This is a genomic window from Streptomyces sp. JNUCC 64 (genome assembly GCF_054484115.1).
The window spans coordinates 360,662-383,683 of record NZ_CM137015.1 but is presented as its reverse complement, the minus strand read 5'-3'; the positions used below and the strand labels follow the sequence as shown (position 1 = coordinate 383,683).

At 77.5% G+C, this 23,022-nt stretch carries 1 protein-coding gene and 2 pseudogenes; all 3 read left to right on the top strand.

Going from position 1 to position 23,022, the window contains the following annotated elements; genetic code table 11:
- Window positions 1-349 precede the first annotated feature (349 nt).
- Window positions 350-9,178: an SDR family NAD(P)-dependent oxidoreductase gene (locus tag ACVWNX_RS01455; RefSeq protein WP_454411996.1), complete on the top strand. Its 8,829-nt coding sequence runs from the start codon at window positions 350-352 to the stop codon at window positions 9,176-9,178.
- Between the two features lie 262 nt (window positions 9,179-9,440).
- Window positions 9,441-18,569, top strand: a pseudogene (locus ACVWNX_RS01450) (type I polyketide synthase); the annotation flags it as partial.
- 89 nt (window positions 18,570-18,658) lie between these two features.
- Window positions 18,659-22,945 (top strand): annotated as a pseudogene (locus tag ACVWNX_RS01445) (type I polyketide synthase); the annotation flags it as partial.
- Window positions 22,946-23,022: the final 77 nt, after the last annotated feature.

The following is a 23,022-nucleotide window of genomic DNA, read 5'->3' as shown; positions in this document are numbered from 1 at the left end:
ACATTCTCCTCTGGCCGGGTGGATCGTCGTGCCGTCTCCTGTCAGCGGTCGACGCTATGTCGGTCCGCTTTTTCGGGGGAACCCCTAATCGGGACCCCTAGCGCGGGTCGTCGGATAAACGCCGCCATCGACCCCCGACTGTCGTCAACATGGCCGCTTGCAGCGGGGATGCGGGGACTAGGGGGAGATTAGGGGTAGGCGTGCGAAGCGGCCCGAAGGAAGGATGTGGGCGATGGCGCCGGAACAGAGAAGGGGAATTCGACCCTCCTTTCCGGAGAATTCGCCGAGGAATTCGGACTCCGTGGGAATTCAAGCGCGCGGAGCAGACGGGAAGGGCCGGGCGAGAGCGATGACCAGGCAGGCTGACAACCCCGTGACCGGGACCGGCGGGGCCCAGGCCGCCCCCGCCGCCGCCCCCGTCGCCGTGATCGGGCTGGCGTGCCGACTGCCCGGGGCCCCCGATCCGGACGCCTTCTGGGACCTGCTGCGACGGGGCGGGAGCGCGATCCGTCCGCTCCCCGGGGAGCGCCGGGGGCGGGGCGGTCCGGACGGCCCGGACCGCTCGGGCGGTGTGGACGCCCCGGGCGCTCCGCCGGAGGGACGGGACGCCCCTGGCGGCGGTCCCGGAGCGCCGCGCGAGGCCGGTCTGCCCGGCGGGTTCCTCGACCGGGTGGACCACTTCGACGCGGACTTCTTCGGGATCTCCCCGCGCGAGGCCGCCGAGATGGACCCCCAGCAGCGGCTCGTCCTCGAACTGGCCTGGGAGGCGCTGGAGGAGGCCGGGATCGTCCCCGCCGCCCTCGCCGGGAGCCCCGTCGGGGTCTACGTGGGCGCCATGGCCCACGACTACGCGACCCTGCGCCACCGGACCGGCGCGGACCCCCTCACCCGGCACACCCTCACCGGGCTCAACCGGGGTCTACTCGCCAACCGGGTGTCGTACGCCCTCGGGCTGCGCGGTCCCAGCCTCACCGTGGACTCCGCCCAGTCTTCCGCCCTGGTCGCCCTCCACCTGGCCTACCGGGCGGTCCGCGACGGCGACTGCGCCCTCGCGCTCGCGGGCGGGGTGAACCTCAACCTGGCCCCCGACAGCACCTCGGCCGCCGCCCGCTTCGGCGGACTCTCCCCGGACGGGCGCTCGTTCACCTTCGACGCCCGCGCCAACGGCTACGTCCGGGGCGAGGGCGGCGGCGCGGTGCTCCTCAAACCGCTGGCGGCGGCGCTCGCCGACGGCGACCGCGTGCACGGGGTGATCCTCGGCAGCGCGGTCAACAACGACGGCGCCACCGAGGGACTGACCGTGCCGAGCGCCGACGCCCAGCGCGACGTCCTGCGCGCGGCGGCCCGGCAGGCCGGCGTCGATCCACGGGAGGTCCAGTACGTCGAACTCCACGGCACCGGGACCCCGGTGGGCGACCCGGTGGAGGCCGCCGCGCTCGGCGCGGCGTACGGCGCCGGGCGGCCGGACGCCGAGCGGCTGGCCGTCGGGTCGGTGAAGACCAACATCGGGCACCTGGAGGGCGCGGCCGGGATCGCCGGACTGCTCAAGACGCTGCTCAGCCTGCGCGCCCGGCGGCTGCCCGCGACCCTCAACCACGAGACCCCCCATCCACGGATCCCGCTCGACGAGCTGGGGCTGCGGGTGCAGCGCGCCCTGGGCCCCTGGCCCCGGCCCGACCGGCGGCTGATCGCCGGGGTCAGCTCCTTCGGCATGGGCGGCACCAACTGCCATGTGCTGCTGGCCGAACCGCCCGGCGCCGACACCCGCCCCGCCGGTTCCGGCGCCGTCGCCGGTAGTGGAGCCGGGTCCGAGACCGGGGCTCGTACGGGGACCGGCGGAACGGATCGCGGTACGGACGGCGGTACGGGGCCCGGTACCGGTATCGATGGCGGGTCCGGCACGGCCACCGGCGACGTGTCCGGTACCGGTATCGGTACCGAGGGTGAGTCCGGCACGGCCACCGGCGAGGTGTCCGGCGCCGGTACCGGGTCCAGCGCGGCTGCCCGGAGCGCGGACGGGGGAAACGCGGCGGTGGGAATCGCGGCCGTGGCGAACCCGGACGTCCCCAGCGGGGCCGCCCCGGGCGCCGACGCCCGTGACGGGGCGGACGCCGGGCCCGGTGCCGTCGTCGTCCCCTGGCCGCTGTCCGGCGCCACCCCCGCCGCCCTGCGCGCCCAGGCCCGGCGGCTCGCCGCCCACGTCCGGGCCCGTCCCGGGCTCGCCCCCGGCGACCTCGGACACTCCCTGGCCGTCACCCGCACCCCGTTCGCCCACCGCGCGGTGGCGCTCGGCACCGACCGGGGCGGCCTGCTGGAGGCGCTGGACGCCCTGGCGGACGGCACCCCCGCGCCCGGGGTCGTCACCGGCCGAGGACCCGTACGGGCCGCCGCCCCGGTCGCCTTCCTCTTCCCCGGCCAGGGCAGTCAGCGACCCGGCGCGGGCCTGGGACTCCACCGGTCCGACCCGGTGTTCGCCGACGCTCTCGACGAGGTCTGCGCGCTCTTCGACGCCCATCTCGACCGTCCGCTGCGCGAGGTGCTCCTCGCCGCGCCGGACACCCCCGACGCGGCGCTCCTCGACCGCACCCGGTACACCCAGGCGGGCGTGTTCGCGCTGGGGGTGGCGCTGCACCGGACCGTGGCCCCGCGCCTTCCGGCGCCGGACGCCGTCCTCGGGCACTCGGTCGGCGCGCTCACCGCCGCCCATGCGGCCGGGGTCCTCACCCTCGCCGACGCGGTCACCCTGGTGGCGGCCCGGGGACGGCTGATGGAGGAGGCCCGCGAGGGCGGGGCGATGATCGCCCTGGAGGCCACCGAGGAGGAGGCCCTGCGGGAACTCGCCGACCGTCCGGGAGCGCTGGCGCTGGCCGCCGTCAACGGGCCGCGCTCGGTCGTCGTCTCGGGGGACGCGGACGCGGCGGCCGAGGTCGCCGCCCGGTTCGCGGCGCGCGGTCGCAGGACCCGGCGGCTGCGGGTCAGCCACGCCTTCCACTCCCCGCACATGGACGCCGCCGTGGACGCGTTCCGCGAGGTCGTCGCCACCGTGGGGTTCCGTCCGCCGACCGTCACCGTGGTCTCCGACCGCACCGGACGGCCCGCCACCCCCGAGGAGCTGGCCTCGCCCGACCACTGGGCCGAACACCTCCGCCGCCCGGTGCGCTTCCACCACGCGGTGCGGGAACTGGCCGCCCGGGGCGTCACCGGGTACGCCGAGCTGGGCCCCGGCAACGTCCTCACCGCCCTGACCCGGGAGAGCCTGGCGGCACTGCCCCGGCCGCCCCGGGCCACCGTGGTGCCGTTGCTGCGGCCGGGGACGCCCGAACGGCTCTCGCTGCTCACCGCTCTCGCGGAACTCCACGCGGCGGGTGCCGACACCGACTGGCGCGGTCTCTTCGGCGACGTCCACGAGGAGCGGGTGCCGCTGCCGACGTACGCCTTCCAGCGGCGGCCCTTCCGCCTCGCCGACCCGGCCGCCACGCCCGTTCCCGGCTCCGCCGCCGAGCCCGTTGCCGTACCGGTCCCGTCGCCGTCCACCGGTGCGGTCCCCGCCGGCCCGGCCAGCCCGGCACCTCCGTCGGCCGCTTCGCCTTCTCCGTCCCCCGCCGACCCGCCGGACGCGTCGGACGAGCGGGTGCCGTCGGAGGACGCGGACACCACCGCCACCGCCGGGACGGCCGGACACGGGGCGGGGACCGCGCCCGGGCCGGAGGCCGAGCCCGGCACCACCACCGGCACCACCACCGGTGCCGACGCCCCCGCCGCGTCCACCGCGCGCGCCGCCGGACTGCTCGCCCTCGTCCTGGCCGCCGCCCGGGAGACGCTGGGGCACCCGCCGGGCCGGGGCGTCGACCCGGAACGCACCTTCACCGACCTCGGACTGGACTCGCTGGGCGCGGTGGAGTTCGCGGACCGGCTGTCCCGGGCGAGCGGGCTGCCGCTGCCGTCGACCCTGGTCTTCGACCACCCCACCCCGCTCGCCCTCGCCCGGCACCTGGAGCCGGCCGCCCCGGCCGCCGCCTCCGGACCGCCCCTTCCCGTCCGGCCCGACGACGACCCGATCGCCGTCACCGCCACGGCGGGCCGCTGGCCCGGCGGCGCCGACACCCCCGAACGCCTCTGGGACCTGCTGCTGTCGGGGACGGACGCGACCGGCGGGTTCCCCGTCAACCGGGGCTGGCCCGAGGACCTCCACCACCCGGACCCGGACCGCCCCGGCGGGACGTACGCGCGCCGGGGCGGGTTCCTGTACGACGCGGACCGGTTCGACGCCGACTTCTTCGGACTCTCGCCGCGCGAGGCGGAGGCGATGGACCCCCAGCAGCGGCTGCTGCTGGAGACCTCCTGGGAACTGCTGGAACGGGCCGGGATCGACCCCGTCGCCCTGCGCGGCACCGGCACCGGCGTCTACGTGGGCGCCACCCAGCAGGAGTACGGTCCCCGGCTGCACGAGGCCACCGGTGACGGCGCGGGCCACCGGCTGACCGGCGCCACCGTCAGCGTCGCCTCCGGCCGGATCGCCTACGCCCTCGGACTGGAGGGCCCGGCGCTCACGGTCGACACGGCGTGCTCGTCGTCGCTGGTGGCGTTGCACCTGGCGGTGCGGGCGCTGCGCTCGGGGGAGTGCGACCTCGCCCTCGCGGGCGGCGCGGCCGTGATGGCCGCCCCGGGCATGTTCACGGAGTTCGCCCGCCAGCGCGGTCTCGCCCCCGACGGCCGCTGCAAGCCGTTCGCCGCCGCCGCCGACGGCACCGCCTGGTCCGAGGGGGTGGGGCTGGTCCTGCTGGAGCGGCTGTCGGACGCCCGCCGCGCCGGACGCCGGGTGCTCGCCCTGATCCGGGGGAGCGCGGTCAACGCGGACGGCGCCAGCAACGGGCTGACCGCGCCGAACGGCCCCTCCCAGGAGCGCGTCATCCGGCAGGCCCTCGCGGACGCCCGGCTGACCGCCGCCGAGGTGGACGCCGTGGAGGCCCACGGCACGGGCACCGCGCTCGGGGACCCCATCGAGGCCCGGGCCCTGATCGGCACCTACGGACGGGACCGCGCCGGTGCGGGGCCGCTGCGGATCGGCTCCCTGAAGTCGGTGCTCGGCCACACCCAGGCGGCGGCGGGCGTCACCTCGGTGATCAAGATGGTGCAGGCCCTCGACCACGGGACGCTGCCCGCGACCCGGCACGTCGACCGGCCCACCCCGCACGTCGACTGGAGCGACGGCACCGTCGAACTCCTCACCCGTGACACGCCCTGGCCCGCCACCGAGGGCCGCCCCCGGCGCGCCGCCGTCTCCGCCTTCGGCATCAGCGGCACCAACGCCCACCTCGTCCTGGAGGAGGCGCCGCCCGCCCCCGGGCCGTCACCGGCCGCCCCCGTCCGTGAACTGCCCGTCCCCTGGGTGCTGTCGGCACGCACCCCCGAGGCGCTGCGCGACCAGGCCGCGCGGCTGGACGGGGCGCTGGCGGACGACGCGGACCCGGCCGGGGTGGGCCACGCGCTCGCGGGGCGCACCGCCTTCGCCCACCGCGTGGTGGTGGTGGGCCGCCGGTCCCCTGACCTCCGGGCCGCCGTCGGGGAGCTGGCGCGCGGCGGGATACCCGGCGGAACCGTCCGGGGCGAGGCCGCCGCCTCCGGCGGGCTGGCGTTCCTCTTCACCGGACAGGGCAGCCAACGGACCGGCATGGGGCGGGAGCTGTACGACGCCTACCCCGTCTACGCCGCCGCCTTCGACGAGGTCTGCGCCGCCCTCGACGCCCGCCTGGACGCCCCCGAGCCGCTGCGCCGGACCGTCCTCGGACCGGACCCGGAGCCTCACACGGACCCGGAGCCCGGCACCGGATCGGAGCCCCGCACCGGATCGGAGCCTCACGCGGACTCCGGACCCCGCGCGTCCTCGGAGCCCTCCGCGGACCCGGCGCCCCGAGCGGACTCCACGCCGGAACCGGACCCGGCCCCGCACCGGGACCCGGCCTCCGGTCCGGAACCGGGGGCGGCCCCGGAACCGGACCCGGTCTCCGGCCCGGAACCGGACCCGGCTCCGGAGCCCGGTGGGCCGTCCGCCGGGGCCCCGGCCGTCACCGCCCCCTCCCCGCTGGACCGCACCCTCTACACCCAGCCGGGGCTGTTCGCCCTCGAAGTGGCGCTGTTCCGGCTGCTGGAGTCCTGGGGCGTGCGCCCCGACGTGGTGGCCGGGCACTCGGTGGGCGAGCTGGCGGCGGCGCACGTCGCGGGCGTCCTCGGGCTCGAAGACGCCGCCACGCTGGTCGCCGCCCGCGCCCGGCTGATGCAGGCCCTGCCCGAGGGCGGCGCCATGGCCGCGCTGGAGGCGGACGAGACCGAGACGCGCGCCGAACTCGCGGGCCACGAGGACGGCGTGGGGATCGCCGCCGTCAACGGCCCCCTCGCCACGGTGATATCGGGACGCGAGGACACGGTCCTCGCCACGGTGGAACGGCTGCGCGCCCGGGGCCGCCGCGCCACCCGGCTGCGCACCAGCCACGCCTTCCACTCCCCGCTGATGGACCCGGTGACCGGGGAACTCGACCGGGTGGCCGCCGGACTCGTCCGCCGTCCCCCGCGCGTCCCCCTGCTCAGCGCCCTCGACGGCGGCCTCTTCACCGCCGACCGTCCCGTCCCGCCCGGATACTGGGGGGCCCACGCCCGGGGCACGGTCCGCTTCCTCGACGTGGTGCGCCGGCTGGAGGCGGACGGCGTCACCGCCTGGCTGGAGATCGGACCCGACGCGGTCCTCACTGCGCTCGCCGAGGAGGGACTCGGCGGCGACCGCCCCGACGGAGTGCCGCCGCCCGCCCTCGCCGCCGCGCTGCGCCGGGACCGCCCAGAACCGGAGACCCTGCTGACCGCGCTCGGCACGGTCCACGCCCGGGGCGCGCACGTCGACTGGCGCGCCGTCCTCGGCCGGTCCGGCCCGGGCCGGACGGACCTGCCGACCTATCCGTTCCAGCGCCGACGGTACTGGGCCCCGGAACCCGGGCACCCCGCGCCCCCGGCCGCCCCGGACCGCGACGACCGCTTCTGGGAGCCCGTCGCCCACGGTGACCTCGACGCCCTCGCCGCCGCCCTCGGCACCGAGGACAGCGGCCACCGCGAAGCCCTCGGCACCGTACTGCCCCTGCTGGCGTCCTGGCGCGCCGACCGCGACCGGAGCGCCGGGGCCGACCGCTCGCGGTACCGGCTGCGCTGGCACCCCGTCACCGATCCGGGGCCCGGCGCCGTACGGGGCCGCTGGCTCCTGGTGCTGCCCGCCGGGGAGGACGGCGGCCCGCACCCCGTCTGGGGCCCGCCGCTGGCGGACGCCCTCACCCGGGCGGGCGCCCGGGTCGACGTCCTCCCGGTCGGGGACGCCGACCGGGACCGTGCCTCCCTCGCCGCCCTGCTCACCCGCACCACCGGCCGGGAGCCCTCGGAACCGGTGACCGGAGTGCTGTCGCTGCTCTCCCTGGACCACCGCCCCGAGCCCGGCCGGACGGCCCTGCCACGCGCCCTGGCCGCCACCACCGCCCTGCTCCAGGCCCTGGACGCCACCGGGACCACCGCGCCCCTGTGGTCCCTCACCCACGGCGCGGTGGCCACCGGCCCAGACGACCGGGTCGCCGACCCCACCGGGGCGCTCGTCTGGGGGCTCGCCTCCGTCGCCGCCACCGAGGCCACCGGCTGGGGCGGCATCGTGGACCTGCCCGCCCGGGCGGACGCCACCGCCGTCGCCCGGGTGCTCACCGCGCTCACCGGCCGTCACGGGGAAGCCGAACTGGCCGTCCGCCCTGAAGGACTGCTCGCCCGACGGCTGGTGTCCGCCGCCGGGGAGACCGCACCGGCCGGAGCCCCGGACCGGGGCTGGACCCCCCGGGGCACCGCACTGATCACCGGCGGGAGCGGGGCGCTGGCCCGGCACACCGCGCGCTGGCTGGCCCGCGAGGGCGCCGACCACCTGCTGCTGCTCAGCCGACGGGGCGCCGACGCGCCCGGCGCGGACGCCCTGCGCGGGGAACTCACCGCGCTGGGAGCCCGGGTGACCCTCGCCGCCTGCGACGTCTCCGACCGGGAGGCCCTCGCCCGGGTCATCGCCGCGATCCCCGGCGAACACCCCCTCACCACGGTGGTGCACACCGCCGCGGTCCTCGACGACGCGCCCCTCACCGACCTCACCCCCGAACGGATGGACCGGGTGCTCAGGGTCAAGGCGGCGGGCGCGCGCCACCTGGACGAACTCACCCGCGCCCACGACCCGTCCGCGTTCGTCCTGTTCTCCTCCGTCACCGGGGTCGCGGGCACCCCCGGACAGGCCAACTACGCGCCCGGCAACGCCTACCTCGACGCCCTCGCCTTCCGGCGGCGCGCCGAGGGCCTCCCGGCCACCTCCGTCTCCTGGGGGCTGTGGGCGGGCGAGGGCATCGCCGACGGCGGGGCCGCCCGCCACGCCGAACGGCACGGGCTGCTGCCGCTGGACCCGGAGGACGCCGTCACCGCGCTGGAACTCGCCCTGGACCGGGACGAGACCCATCTGGTGGTCTGCCGCGCCGACTGGGCGACCCTCGCCGCGTCGCGCCCCCATCCGCTGCTCGACCCGCTCACCGGAGGCACCCGCGTCGCCGGGGCCGCCGGTCCGGCCGGGCGGACCGGCCCCGACGGGCTGCTGGCGGAGCTGGCGGCGACGGCCGGACGGGACCGGCACGCCCTGCTGCTCCGTTTCGTCCGGACCCAGGTCGCCGAGGTCAGGGGAGGCGGCCCGGCGGACTCCGTGGACGTCCACCGGGGCTTCAAGGAGCAGGGCTTCGACTCGCTCACCACCGTCCAGCTGCGCAACCGGCTCAACCAGCGCACGGGGCTCGGTCTGCCCACCACCGTCGTGTTCGACCACCCCACCCCGCACGCGCTGGCCGGACTGCTGCACGAGCTGCTCGTCCCGGCGGCGCCCGGGGCGACGAGCGGGACCGCCGCGGTGGAGGAACTCTCCGGTCAACTCGACCGGTTGGAGGAACTGCTGGCGGCCCTTCCGGCCGACGGCCCGGAACGGGCGGTGGCCACGGCCCGGCTGACCGCGCTGGCGGCGGACGGTCCGACGGGGTCCGCCCCACCGGCACGGGACGGGGACGTCGCCGCCGGGCTCTCGGCGGCCACCGACGACGAGCTGATGGACTTCATCGGCAAGGAACTCGGCATCACCTGAGGCCCTGAGATCCCTGAGGCCCCTGAGGCCCCTGAGGCCCCGGCTTCCGAGACCCCCGAGGTCCCTGAGGGGCCCGGCTCCCGAGGTCCCGGGACCGGGGCGCCCGGGACCCGCCGTCGGCAAGCGTGCCGCGCCCCCTCCCGCCGCCCCTCCCGTCCCCCTTCTTCCGTTACCCCCGCCCCCTCGTCTCCCCTCCCGCCGCTCGACCTCTCCCGCGCCGGACCCCGCACCGGGCCGTCCGCACGAAGGGTGGAACATGAACGACAGCCGTATGCGGTACCTCCTGGAACGGGTCACCGCCGAACTGCACGAGACGCGCGCCAAGTTGCGCGAGGCCGAGGACGGCGACCGGGAACCCATCGCCATCGTCGGCATGGGCTGCCGCTTTCCCGGTGGCATCGACTCCCCGGAGGACCTCTGGCGGCTGGTCTCCGAGGGCGGTGACGTCGTGGGGGACTTCCCCGGGGACCGGGGCTGGGACCTGACCACCCTGTTCGACCAGGACCCCGACCGGCCCGGCACCTCGTCCACCCGGCGCGGCGCCTTCCTCACCGAACCGGGCGCCTTCGACGCCGATTTCTTCGGCGTCTCGCCCCGTGAGGCACTGGCCGTCGACCCCCAGCACCGGCTGCTGCTGGAGACCGCCTGGGAGACCTTCGAACGGGCGGGCATCCGCCCCGAGACCCTGCGCGGCAGCGGCACCGGCGTCTTCGTCGGCGGCAACGGCAACGACTACGCCCCCGCCGCCACGGCCGTCCCCGAGGACCTGGAGGGCTACGTCCTGGTCGGCAACGCGGCGAGCGTGGCGTCCGGGCGGATCTCCTACACCTTCGGCTTCGAGGGGCCCGCCCTCACCGTCGACACGGCCTGCTCCGCCTCCTCGGTGGCCGTGCACCTCGCGGTGCGCTCCCTGCGCTCCGGCGAATGCGACCTCGCGCTGGCCGGCGGGGTGACCGTGATGACCACCCCGGGCACCTACGTGGAGTTCTCCCGGCAGCGCGGACTGGCCCCCGACGGCCGCTGCAAGGCGTTCGCAGCCGGAGCCGACGGCACCGGCTGGTCCGAGGGGGTGGGCCTGCTGCTGGTCGAGCGACTGTCCGACGCCCGCCGTCTGGGCCACCGGGTGCTCGCCGTCATCCGGGGCACCGCCGCCAACCAGGACGGCGCCTCGCACGGACTGACCGCCCCCAACGGCTCCGCCCAGCGCCGGGTCATCCGCCAGGCCCTGGCCGACGCCGGGCTGACGGCCGCCCAGGTCGACGCGGTCGAGGCGCACGGCACCGGCACCACCCTGGGCGACCCCATCGAGGCCCAGGCCCTGCTCGCCACCTACGGCAAGGAGCGGCCGGAGGGCCGTCCGCTGTGGCTGGGCTCGGTGAAGTCCAATCTCTCCCACACCCAGGCCGCCGCCGGAGTCGCCGGGATCATCAAGATGGTGCAGGCCATGCGGTACGGCGTGCTCCCGAAGACCCTGCACGTGGACGAGCCCTCCCCGCACGTCGACTGGACGTCCGGCGCGGTGGAACTGCTGACCGAGGCCCGGCCCTGGCCCGGGACCGGGGCGCCCCGCCGGGCCGGGGTCTCCGCCTTCGGGATGAGCGGCACCAACACCCACGTCATCCTGGAACAGGCCCCCGAGCCCACGGCGGCGGACGGCGACGCCCCCGGCGGTTCCGGCGACGGCGCCTCCGCGTCCCGCCCCGCCGCCCTGCCGCTGCTGCTCTCCGCCCGCACCCCCGCCGCACTGACCGCCCGGGCGACCGCGCTCGCCGCCCGGCCGGAACTCCTCACCGCCGCCGACCCGGTGCCGGTCGCCCGCGAACTGGCCCATGGGCGGACCGCGTTCGAGGAACGGGCCGTGGTCGTCGGCGCCGACGGCGACGCCCTGCTCGCCGGGGTCGACGCGCTCGCCTCGGACCTGCCCGCGCCCGCCCTGGTGCGCGGCACCGCCGGAAGCGACCCCCGCACGGTGTTCGTCTTCCCCGGACAGGGCTCCCAGTGGACCGGCATGGCCCGGGAACTCCTCGACTCCTCGCCCGTGTTCGCCGCCGCCGTCGACGACTGCGCCCGCGCCCTCGCGCCCCACACCGACTGGTCCCTCACCGAGGTGCTGCGCGGCGCCGACGGCGCGCCCGGCCACGACCGGGTCGACGTCGTCCAGCCCGTCCTGTGGGCGGTGATGGTGTCGTTGGCGAAGCTGTGGGAGTCCCACGGGGTCCGGCCGGACGCCGTGGTCGGACACAGCCAGGGCGAGATCGCCGCCGCGTACGTCGCGGGCGCCCTGACGCTCGACGACGCCGCCCGGGTGGTCGCCCTGCGCAGCCGGGCCATCGGCGCCCTGTCGGGCGGCGGCGGCATGGTGTCCGTGGCCCTGCCGCTCGCGGAGGCCGGGGAGACCGTCGCCCGGTGGGAGGGCCGGATCTCCGTCGCGACGGTCAACGGGCCCTCCTCCGTGGTGGTCGCCGGGGACCCCGGCGCCCTCGACGAACTCGTCGCCCACGCCGAACGGAACGGGATCCGCTGCCGCCGGATCGCGGTGGACTACGCCTCGCACTCCCCCCAGGTCGAGCGGATCCGCGACGAACTCCTCGACGTCCTCGCCCCGGTGGCCCCGCGCCCGCCCGTGATCCCCCTGCTCTCCACGGTCACCGGCGACTGGCTCGGCGACACCCCGATGGACGCCTCCTACTGGTACACCAACCTCCGCCGGACCGTCCTGTTCGAACCGGCCGTGCGGAAACTGGTCGCGGCGGGCCACGACGTCTTCGTCGAGGCCAGCCCGCACCCGGTGCTGACGGCCGCCGTCCAGGAGACGGCGGAGGCGGTGGACGCGCCCGTCACCGTCACCGGTTCGCTGCGCCGGGGCGAGGGCGGCCCGGCCCGCTTCCTCACCTCCGCCGCCGAGGCGTGGGTCCACGGCGTCGCGGTCGACTGGACCCCGGCGTTCCCCGGCCCCGCCGCGCCCGGCCCGGAGACCCCCGTTCCCGATCTGCCGACCTACCCCTTCCAGCGGCGCCGCTTCTGGCTCGATCCCGCCGTCGCGGGCCCGGCCGACGCCTCCGCGCTGGGACTGCGGCCCGCCGGGCACCCCCTGCTCGGCGCGGCGCTCAGCACGGCGGAGGACGGCACCCTGCTGCTGACCGGACGCCTCGCCGCCCGCTCCCAGCCCTGGCTCGCCGACCACACCGTCCTCGACCGCACCGTCCTGCCCGGCACCGCCCTGGTGGAACTGGCGGTCCGCGCCGCCGACGAGACCGGGTACGACACGGTCGACGAACTGCTCATCGAGACCCCGCTGGTGCTGCCCGCCACCGCCGCCGTCCGGCTCCAGCTCGCCGTGGCCCCGCCCGACGCCGACGGCCGCCGCGCGCTGACCTTCCACGCCCGGCCCGAGGACGCCCCCGAGGACACCGACTGGACCCGTCACGCCACGGGCCTCCTCACCCGCGCGGACGCCCCCGCCCGCGCCGCCGCGCCCGAGCCCGGCGCCTGGCCCCCGCCCGGGGCGGTCGCCGTCCCGCTGGACGGCCTGTACGACCGGTTCGCGGAGTCCGGGGTGGTCTACGGACCCCGCTTCCAGGGCGTGCGCGGCGTCTGGCGGCGCGACGGGGAACTCTTCGCCGAGGTCGCCCTCGACGAGGAGGAGCGGGCACGGGCGGGGGAGTTCGGCCTCCACCCGGTGCTGCTGGACACCGCCTTCCACGCGGCCGGGTTCGCCGAGCCGTCCCCGGACCGTCCGGAGGGCGCCCTGCTGCCCTTCGCCTGGAGCGGGATACGGCTGCGCGCCACCGGCGCCACGACCCTCCGGGTACGGCTCGCCCCCATCGACGGCGGCGGACTGTCCCTGGACGCCACCGACCCGACCGGCGCCCCCGTGGTGTCGATCGCCTCCCTGGTGTACCGACCGGTCCCGGCCGGACGGCTCACGGACGACGACCCCACCCGCACCCCCCTCCACCGGCTGATCTGGCGCCCGTTGCCCCAGCCCGCCGGGACGACGTCCGGAGCGGCGACCGGAGGGACGGCGGCCGGTACCGGAGCCGCCTCGGTGTCCGGCGCGGTGGCGCTGCTGCGCGCCGGGACGCGCCCCGCCGCGCCCCACGGCCCGCTGACCGTCTTCGACGACCCCGCCGCCGTCGAGGAGGCGCTCCGCGCCGGACACGGCGTACCGGGAACGGTCTGCCACGAGGTCCCCGCCCGGGGACCCGCCGCCCCGCCCGGCACGGACACTCCCCACGGCACGTCCGGCACGGACACCCTGGCTGACCCCGACGACCCCTCGGTGCCGGTGCGCGCCCGGGCCGCCCTGGACCACGTCCTGGCCCTGGTCCAGGACTGGCTGGCCCGTCCCGCGCTGGAGGGGACGCGGCTGGCCGTGGTGACCCGGGGCGCGGTGTCCGTCGACGGCGAGGCGCCGGACCTGACGACCGCCGGGGTCTGGGGCCTGCTGCGCACGGCCCAGTCCGAGCACCCCGGACGGCTGCTGCTCCTCGACGCCGACCCGGACGCGGAGCCGGACGCCGACGGCCGCTGGCTCGCCGGGGCCGTCGCCGCCGCCGACGCCTCCGGCGAACCCCAGCTCGCCCTGCGCGGCGGCGTCGCCCACGTCCCCCGGCTCGTCCCCGTCACCCCCGGACCCGCCGCCCGGGCCGGGGAGTTCACCCCCTCCCACGGGACCGTCCTGGTGACCGGCGGACTGGGGCTGCTCGGCGGGCTCGCGGCCCGGCGCCTGGTCACCGAGCACGGCGTGCGGCACCTGCTGCTCACCGGTCGCCGGGGCGCGGCGACTCCCGGCGCGGCGGAGACCGTCGCCGGACTCACCGCGCTGGGCGCCCACGTCACCGTCGCCGCCGCCGACGCGGCCGACCGGGACGCCCTGCGGGCCGTCCTCGACGCCGTCCCGGCGGCCCGTCCGCTGACCGCGGTGGTCCACGCCGCCGGAACCCTCGACGACGGGGTCCTGACCGCGCTGACCGCCGACCGGCTGGACACCGTCCTGCGCCCCAAGGCCGACGCCGCGTGGAACCTCCATGAACTCACCCGGGACGCGGACCTCTCCGCGTTCGTGCTCTTCTCCTCCGCCGCGGGCGTCCTCGGCGTCCCCGGGCAGGCCAACTACGCCGCCGCCAACACCTTCCTGGACGCCCTGGCGGCCCACCGCCGGGCGCGGGGGCTCGTCGCGACCTCCCTCGCCTGGGGGCTGTGGGAGGAGTCCAGCGAGCTGACCGGCCATCTGGACGACACCGCCCACCGCCGCAACGCCCGGCACGGCACCCGGCCGCTCACCACCCCCGAGGGGCTCGCCCTCTTCGACGCGGCCGGGGTCTCGGAGCACGCCCAGCTCGTTCCGCTCGCCCTCCGCCACGGCGCCGACCCCGAACGGCTCCCGCCGGTGCTGCGGGACCTGGTGCGCGCCCGGCGCCCCGTGGCGCGGACGTCCGCCCCGGCGGACGGCACCACCCTCGCCGGACGGCTGCTCCCCCTCGACCCGGCGGCCCGCGAGGACCTCCTGACCGCCCTGGTCCGGGCGGAGGCGGCGACCGTCCTCGGCCGCGACGACCACCAGGACGTCGCCGCCACCCGGGCCTTCAAGGACCTCGGCTTCGACTCGCTGACCGCCGTGGAACTGCGCAACCGGCTGGGCGCGGCGAGCGGTCTGCGGCTGTCGCCCACCCTCGTCTTCGACCACCCCACCCCCCGCGCCCTGGCCCGTCACCTCCTCACCGAACTGGTGGGGGAGGAAGGCCCGTCGGCAGCGGGGACCCCGTCCCCGGGCACCACCGCCCGGGTCCCGTCCGGCTCCCCCGGCGCCCCCGATGACGCCGACGACCCGGTCGTGATCGTCGGGATGAGCTGCCGGTTGCCGGGCGGGGTGACCTCCCCCGAGGAGCTGTGGGAACTGGTGGCCTCCGGGGGCGACGCGATCACCCCCTGGCCCACCGACCGGGGCTGGGACGCCGAGGGCCTCTACGACGCCGACCCGGACCGGCCCGGCCGCACCTACACCCAGCTCGGCGGTTTCCTGCACGACGCGGCCGAGTTCGACGCGGAGTTCTTCGGGATCTCGCCGCGTGAGGCGCTGGCGACGGATCCGCAGCAGCGGCTGCTGCTGGAGGCGTCCTGGGAGGCGTTCGAACGGGCGGGCATCGCCCCGGAGGCCCTGCGGGGCAGCGGCACCGGCGTCTTCGTCGGGGTGATGTACGACGACTACGCGGGACGGCTGCGCGCCCTGCCGCCCGAGCTGGAGGGCTACCTCCACAACGGCAGCGCGGCCAGTGTGGCGTCGGGGCGGATCGCGTACACCTACGGGTTCGAGGGTCCGGCGGTGACGGTGGACACGGCGTGCTCGTCGTCGCTGGTGGCGTTGCACCTGGCGGTGCGGGCGCTGCGCTCGGGGGAGTGCGACCTCGCGCTCGCGGGCGGGGTGGCGGTGATGGCCTCCCCCTCGGGGATGGTCGCCACCTCCCGGCACCGCGCCTTCGCCCCCGACGGCAGGGTCAAGGCGTACGCGGCCGCCGCCGACGGCACCAGCTGGGCGGAGGGCGTGGGGCTGCTCCTGGTGGAGCGGCTCTCGGACGCGCGGCGCAACGGGCATCCGGTGCTGGCGGTGGTGCGGGGCACGGCGGTGAACCAGGACGGCGCCTCCAACGGACTGACCGCCCCCAGCGGCCCCGCCCAGGAACGCGTCATCCGACGGGCCCTGGCCGACGCCGGACTCGGCCCGCACGACGTCGACGCCGTGGAGGGCCACGGCACCGGCACCACCCTGGGCGACCCCATCGAGGCCCGCGCCCTGGTGGCCGCCTACGGCCAGGGGCGCCCCGACGACCGTCCGCTGTGGCTGGGCTCCCTCAAGTCCAACATCGGCCACACCCAGGCCGCCGCCGGGGCGGCCGGAGTCATCAAGATGGTGCAGGCCCTGCGGCACGGCGTCCTGCCCCCGACCCTCCACGTGGACGAACCCGCCCCGCACGTCGACTGGGAGTCCGGCGGCGTCCGGCTGCTGACCGGTGAACGGCCGTGGCCCGCGACCGGGGACCGCCCGCCGCGCGCGGGCGTCTCGTCCTTCGGCGTCAGCGGCACCAACGCCCACGTCCTGCTCGAACGGCCCGCCCCCCTGACGGAGCCGTCGGAGCCGACGGCACCGGACGCGTCCGGCGATGCCGCGCCGACGCCACCGGCCCGCTCCGACGGAACCCCGGGCACGACGGCCGCGTCCACCGACGACCCCGCGACGGCCACCATGCCCGCCGGGGGTCCCGGAACGGCCGGCGCGTCCGACAAGGCCCCGGGCACGACAGCCGCCTCCCACCACGACCAGGGAACGACCGGCACGTCCGTCGAAGCCCCGGGCACGGCACCGGCGGGAGCCGGAGGGGAGCCGGAGACGGCGACGGAACCCGACGGGGAGCCGGGCGCGGCACCCGACCGGCCCGCCGCCCGGACGGCCCCGTCCGCACCGCTGCCCTGGGTGCTCTCCGGCCGCACCCCGGCCGCCCTCGCCGCGCAGGCCGGACGGCTACTGGAACGCCTCGACCCGGCCCGTCCCGCCCCCGTGGACCTCGCCCGCGCGCTGGTCACCGACCGCACCGCCTTCGCGCACCGCGCGGTCGTCGTCGCCACCGGCCACGACGGGCTCACCGACGGCCTGACGGCCCTCGCCTCGGGCGAACCCGCCGGGAACCTCGTCCGGGGCCGCGCGGGCGAGGACACCAGGACGGTGTTCGTCTTCCCCGGACACGGCTCCCAGTGGGCCGGGATGGCCCGTGGACTGCTGGACGCCTCCCCGGTGTTCGCCGCCAGGCTGGCCGACTGCGCCCGGGCCCTCGACCCCCACCTCGACTGGTCGCTCCTCGACGTGCTGCGCGAGGTGGAGGGCGCGCCCTCCCCGGACCGGGTGGAGGTGGCGCAGCCCGCGCTCTGGGCGGTGCTGGTGGCGCTCGCCGCCCAGTGGGAGGCGTACGGGGTGCGGCCGGACGCGGTGGTCGGCCACAGCCAGGGCGAGGTCGCCGCGGCCTGCGTCGCCGGGATCCTCTCCCTGGAGGACGGGGCGCGGCTCGTCGTGGAGCGCAGCCGGGTCCTCGCCGGGCTCGTCGGCCGGGGCGGCATGGCCTCCCTGGCCCTGCCGCTCGCCGAGGCCGGGCAGCGGATCGCGGCCTGGCCGGGACTGTCGGTGGCCACCGTCAACGGGCCCTCGGCCGTGGTGGTGGCCGGTGACGAAGAGGCCCTGGACGCGCTGCTCGCCGACTGCGCCGAGCGGGGGACGCGCGCCCGGCGGATCAGGGCGGCCACGGTCGCCGGACACTCCCCGGTGATCGACGAGGTGCGGGACGAACTCCTCAAGAAGTTCGCCTTCGTGACGCCCCGTCAGGGACGGGTGCCGTTCCACTCCACGGTCACCGGGGAACCCGTCGGACCGGGGGAGCTGGACGGCGGGTACTGGTACCGCAACATCCGGCACACCGTACGGTTCGCCCCCGTGGTCCGGGACCTGGTCGACGCGGGCCACACCGTCTTCGTCGAGGTCAGCCCGCACCCCGTGCTGACCGGCGGCGTCCAGGACACCGTGGAGGCGGCGGGCGTCGACGCCGTCGTCACCGGCACCCTGCGCCGGGATCACGGCGGCCTGGACCGCTTCCTCGCCTCGGCCGCCGCCGTCCACGCCCGGGGCGTCCCGGTGGACTGGGCCCCGGCCTTCCCCGCCACCCGCCCCAGCCCGGTGGACCTGCCCACCTACGCCTTCCAGCGGCGGCGCTTCTGGCTGGACGACCCGGCCGCCGCCGTCACCCCCACCGCCCCGGACCCGCTGGCCCCCGGGGGCCCCGCGCTCTCCGAGGCCCCCGGGACCCCCGGCCCCGTCGACTCCCCGGCGGCCCGCCTCGCCGCGCTGGCACCCGCAGCCCGGGACGCGGAACTCCTCGACCTGGTCCGCCGTCAGACCGCCGACGTCCTGGGCCACGACGACCCCGACGAGGTCGGCGCGGACCGCGCGTTCAAGGACCTGGGACTGGAGTCCCTGACCGCCGTCGACCTGCGCGACCGGCTCGCCACCGCCCTCGGCACCCGGCTCCCGGCGACCCTCGCCTTCGACCACCCCACCCCGGAGGCCGTCGCCGCCCACCTCGCCACCCTGCTGCCCGCCGCCCCGGCCACCGGCACCCCCGGGCCCGACGGCCCGGGCGCGGCCCTGGAGGCCCTGGCCCTGCTGGAACGCTTCGCCGTCCCCGGCTTCCCCGCCGCCGATCCGGAGGGCCGGGCCCTGGCCGCCCGGCTGCGCGCGCTGGCCGCCCGCTGGGACGACGGCGGACCGGGCCCCGACGGCGACGACGACGTCGACCTGGAGTCGGCGACCGACGACGAACTCTTCGACCTGATGGACAGTGAGGCGTGATGGACCACCACCGGGCGGCGGACGACCGGGGCACGACCCCGGCACCGGGCACGGCCGACGAGGAGAAGCTGCGCCGCTATCTGCGGCGCGCCCTCGGGGAGAGCCGGGAGGCGCGCAGACGGCTGCGCGAACTGGAGGAGGGGCTGCGGGAGCCGATCGCCGTCGTCGCGATGAGCTGCCGGTTGCCGGGCGGGGTGACCTCCCCGGAGGAGCTGTGGGAGCTGGTGGCGTCCGGGGGTGACGCGATCACTCCCTGGCCCACCGACCGGGGCTGGGACCTCGACGCGCTCTACGACCCCGACCCGGCCCGGCCCGGCACCAGTTACGCCCGCCACGGCGGTTTCCTGCACGACGCGGCCGAGTTCGACGCGGAGTTCTTCGGGATCTCGCCGCGTGAGGCGCTGGCGACGGATCCGCAGCAGCGGTTGCTGCTGGAGGCGTCCTGGGAGGCGTTCGAACGGGCGGGCATCGCCCCGGAGACCCTGCGCTCCAGTGCCACCGGCGTCTTCGTCGGGCTGACGGCACCGGACTACGCCTCCCGGCTCGACGGGGTGCCCGCCGAACTGGAGGGCTATCTGGGCATCGGCAACCTCCCCAGTGTGGCGTCGGGGCGGATCGCGTACACCTACGGGTTCGAGGGTCCGGCGGTGACGGTGGACACGGCGTGCTCGTCGTCGCTGGTGGCGCTGCACCTGGCGGTGCGGGCGCTGCGTTCCGGCGAGTGCGACCTCGCCCTCGCGGGCGGCGCGACGGTGCTCGCCACCCCCGCGGGGTTCGTGGAGTTCTCCCGGCAGCGCGGGCTCTCCCCGGACGGCCGCTGCCGCGCCTTCTCCGCCGCAGCCGACGGCACCGGCTGGGCGGAGGGCGTGGGGCTGCTTCTAGTGGAGCGGCTCTCGGACGCGCGGCGCAACGGCCACCCCGTGCTGGCGGTGGTGCGGGGCACGGCGGTGAACCAGGACGGCGCCTCCAACGGACTGACCGCGCCCAACGGCCCCGCCCAGGAACGGGTGGTGCGCCGGGCGCTGACGGACGCGGGGCTCGGTCCGCACGACGTCGACCTCGTGGAGGGACACGGCACCGGGACCACCCTGGGCGACCCCATCGAGGTCCAGGCGCTCCAGGACGCGTACGGCCGGGGCCGCCCCGACGACCGTCCGCTGTGGCTGGGCTCCCTCAAGTCCAACATCGGCCACACGGCGGCGGCGGCCGGGGTGGCCGGGGTCATCAAGACGGTCCAGGCCCTGCGCCACGGAGTCCTGCCCGGCTCCCTCCACGCCGACGAACCCACCCCGCACGTGGAGTGGGAGGGCGGCGGCGTCCGGCTGCTCGACACCGCCCGGCCGTGGCCCGCCGACGGCCGCCCCCGCCGGGCCGGGGTCTCCGCCTTCGGCGTGAGCGGTACGAACGCTCATGTCGTCCTGGAGGAGGCACCCCAGGACGCGGAAGAGCCGAGCGAGCTCCGTGAGGCGCGTGAGGCGGGTGGCGTCGGGAAGGCCGCGCCGGAGCCGTCCGGAGCCCCGGGAACTGCCGGAACATCCACGGCACCCGGGACGGTCGCACCTGAGACGGCGACGGCACCCAAGACGCCGGAGACGCCCGACGTAGTCGAGGCGTCCGGGGCGTCGGGCACGTCTGGGGCGTCGGGCACGTCTGGGGCGTCGGGCACGTCTGGGGCGTCGGGCACGTCTGGGGCGTCGGGCACGTCCGGGGCGTCCGGCACGCCCCGTACGTCCGCCGCGTCCGGGGCGTCCCCCCTGCTCCCCTGGCCGCTCTCCGCCCGTTCCGCCGGGGCCCTGCGCGGACAGGCCGCCCGTCTCGCGGCCCTGCTGGAGGACCGTCCGGCGCTGGAACCGGCCGACGCGGCCTGGTCCCTGACCACCACCCGCGCCCGCCACGACCACCGCGCGGTGCTGGTGGCGGCCGACCGCGCGGAGGCCCTCGACGGACTGCGGGCGCTGGCCGCGTCCCCCGCCACCGGGGAACGCGGCCCGGGCGGACGCGGCGGCACCGCCTTCCTCTTCACCGGACAGGGCAGCCAGCGGACCGGCATGGGACGGGAACTCCACGCCCGGTTCCCCGGCTACGCCCGCGCCTTCGACGAGGTGACCGCGGCCTTCGACGTCCACCACGCGGGACGGCTGCCCCGCCCGCTGCGCGAGGTGGTGCTGGCGGCGGGGGAGGGCCGGGAGACCGGCGGATCCGCCGGTCTCCTGGACCGCACCGAGTACGCCCAGCCCGCCCTCTTCGCGGTCGGGGTCGCGCTGTTCCGGCTGCTGGCGGAGTGGGGCGTGCGGCCCGACGCCGTCGCCGGGCACTCGGTGGGCGCGCTGGCCGCCGCCCATGTCGCCGGGGCGCTGTCACTGCCGGACGCGGTGGCCCTGGTGGCGGCGCGCGGCCGGTTGATGCAGGCGCTGCCGCCCGGCGGGGCGATGGCCGCCGTCGAGGCGACCGAGGAGGAGATCACCGAGGCCCTCGCGGAGGTGGCGGACACCGTCGCGCTCGCCGCGGTCAACGGCCCCCGCTCGGTGGTCGTCTCCGGCGACGAGGAACCCGTCCTCGCGCTGGTGGCCCGGTTCCGGGAACGGGGCCGCCGCACCTCCCGCCTCCGGGTGGCCCACGCGTTCCACTCGCACCGCGTGGACGGCGCGCTGGACGCGTTCCACCGGGCGGCGAAGGCCGTCCACCACCGTGACCCGGTGCTGCCGGTGGTCTCCGACCTCACCGGCGCCCTGGTGCCGGACGGCGGCTTCGACGCCGACCACTGGACCGCCCACGCCCGGCGGCCCGTACGGTTCCTGGACGTGGTGCGGCGGCTGCGGGACCTCGGCACCACCCGGTTCGTGGAACTGGGCCCCGACGGCGTCCTCACCGCCCTGACGGGGGACGCCCTCGCCGCGGAGGGCGGCGACGGACCGGCCCCGGCCGTCCTCACCCCGGTGCTGCGCGCCGGACGACCCGAGGAACGGACCCTGCTCACGGCACTCGGCCAGCTCCACGCCGACGGGGTGGACGTCGACTGGCGGGCCGCGTTCGAAGGGCTCGCGCCCCGGGTGGTGGACCTCCCCACCTACGCCTTCCAACGCGACCGCCACTGGCTCGACGCCACCGTGACCCGCGCCACCCGGCCCGCCGCCGTCCCGGCGCCCGCGCCCACCGCCCCGGAACCCGTCGCCTTCGCCACGGAACCCGTCCCCGCCGGACCGGCGCCGGGACCCGACTGGGCCGAACGCCACGCCGCGCTCCCGGGCCCCCGGCTGGACGCCGCGCTGCTCGACCTCGTCCGCACCGAGGTGGCGGCCGTCCTCGGCTACCCGGAGGCCGGACGGGTGACCCCCGGACGGCCGTTCGTGGAAGCCGGACTGGACTCCCTCTCGGCGGTGGAACTGCGCACCCGGCTCGCCGCCACCACCGGACTCCCGCTCGGCGGTGCCCTCACCATCCGCCACCCCACCCCGCAGGCCCTCGCCGGACACCTGCGCGCCCTGCTCGGCGAAGAGCGGCGGCCCGGCCCGTCCGACGGTGCCCCCGGCGACCCGCTCACCGCCCTCTATCTGAAGCTGTGCGCCGCCGGGCAGATCACGGCGGCCACCGAGGTGATCGTGGCCGCCGCCCGGCTCCGGGACGCCTTCGGCACGGCGGACCGCGCCCGGCACGCCGCCGAACCGGTCACCCTGGCCCGGGGGGACGCCCCGGAGGCACTGGTCTGCTTCCCGGCCCTCACCGCGCTCTCCGGCCCCCACGAGTACGCCCGCCTCAGCCGGACCTTCGACGGCGTCCGGGACGTCCTCGCCGTCCCCGCGCCCGGCTACACCGAGGACGCCGCGCTCCCCGACACCTCCGCCACCTTCGTCGCGCTCCAGGCCGACACCGTCCAACGACTCGTCGGGGAAAGGCCGTTCGCCGTGCTGGGCCGCTCGCTCGGCGGCTGCGTCGCCCACGCGGTGACCGCCGAACTGGAACGCCGGGGCACCCCGCCCACGGGCCTCGCCATGGTCGACACCTATCCGATGGACACCGCCTCGCTGCCCGGCATGGAATGGTGGATGCCCGCCATGATCGAGGGCATGGTCGCCCGGTTCGACGCCTTCGACCTGGGCCTCAACGACACCGGACTGACCACGATGGGCGCCTACCTCCGGGTCTTCGGCGACTGGCACCCCCGCCCGGTCACCACCCCCACCCTGCTGCTGCGGGCCGAGGACCCGCTGCCCGGCACCCCGGCCGCCACCGGACGGGACACCCGCGCCTTCTGGCGGCTGCCGCACACCACGGCGGACGTCCCGGGCGACCACTTCACCGTCCTGGAGGACCACTCCGGCACCACCGCCGACGCCGTCGCCCGCTGGCTGGACACCCTGACCCCGCCCACCCGTTGACCCCGCGCCCGCTCCGTCGCCACCCCTAGCCCGCACCCGGCCCGTCGCCCCGCACCCGGCGCCACGGCACCGACCCG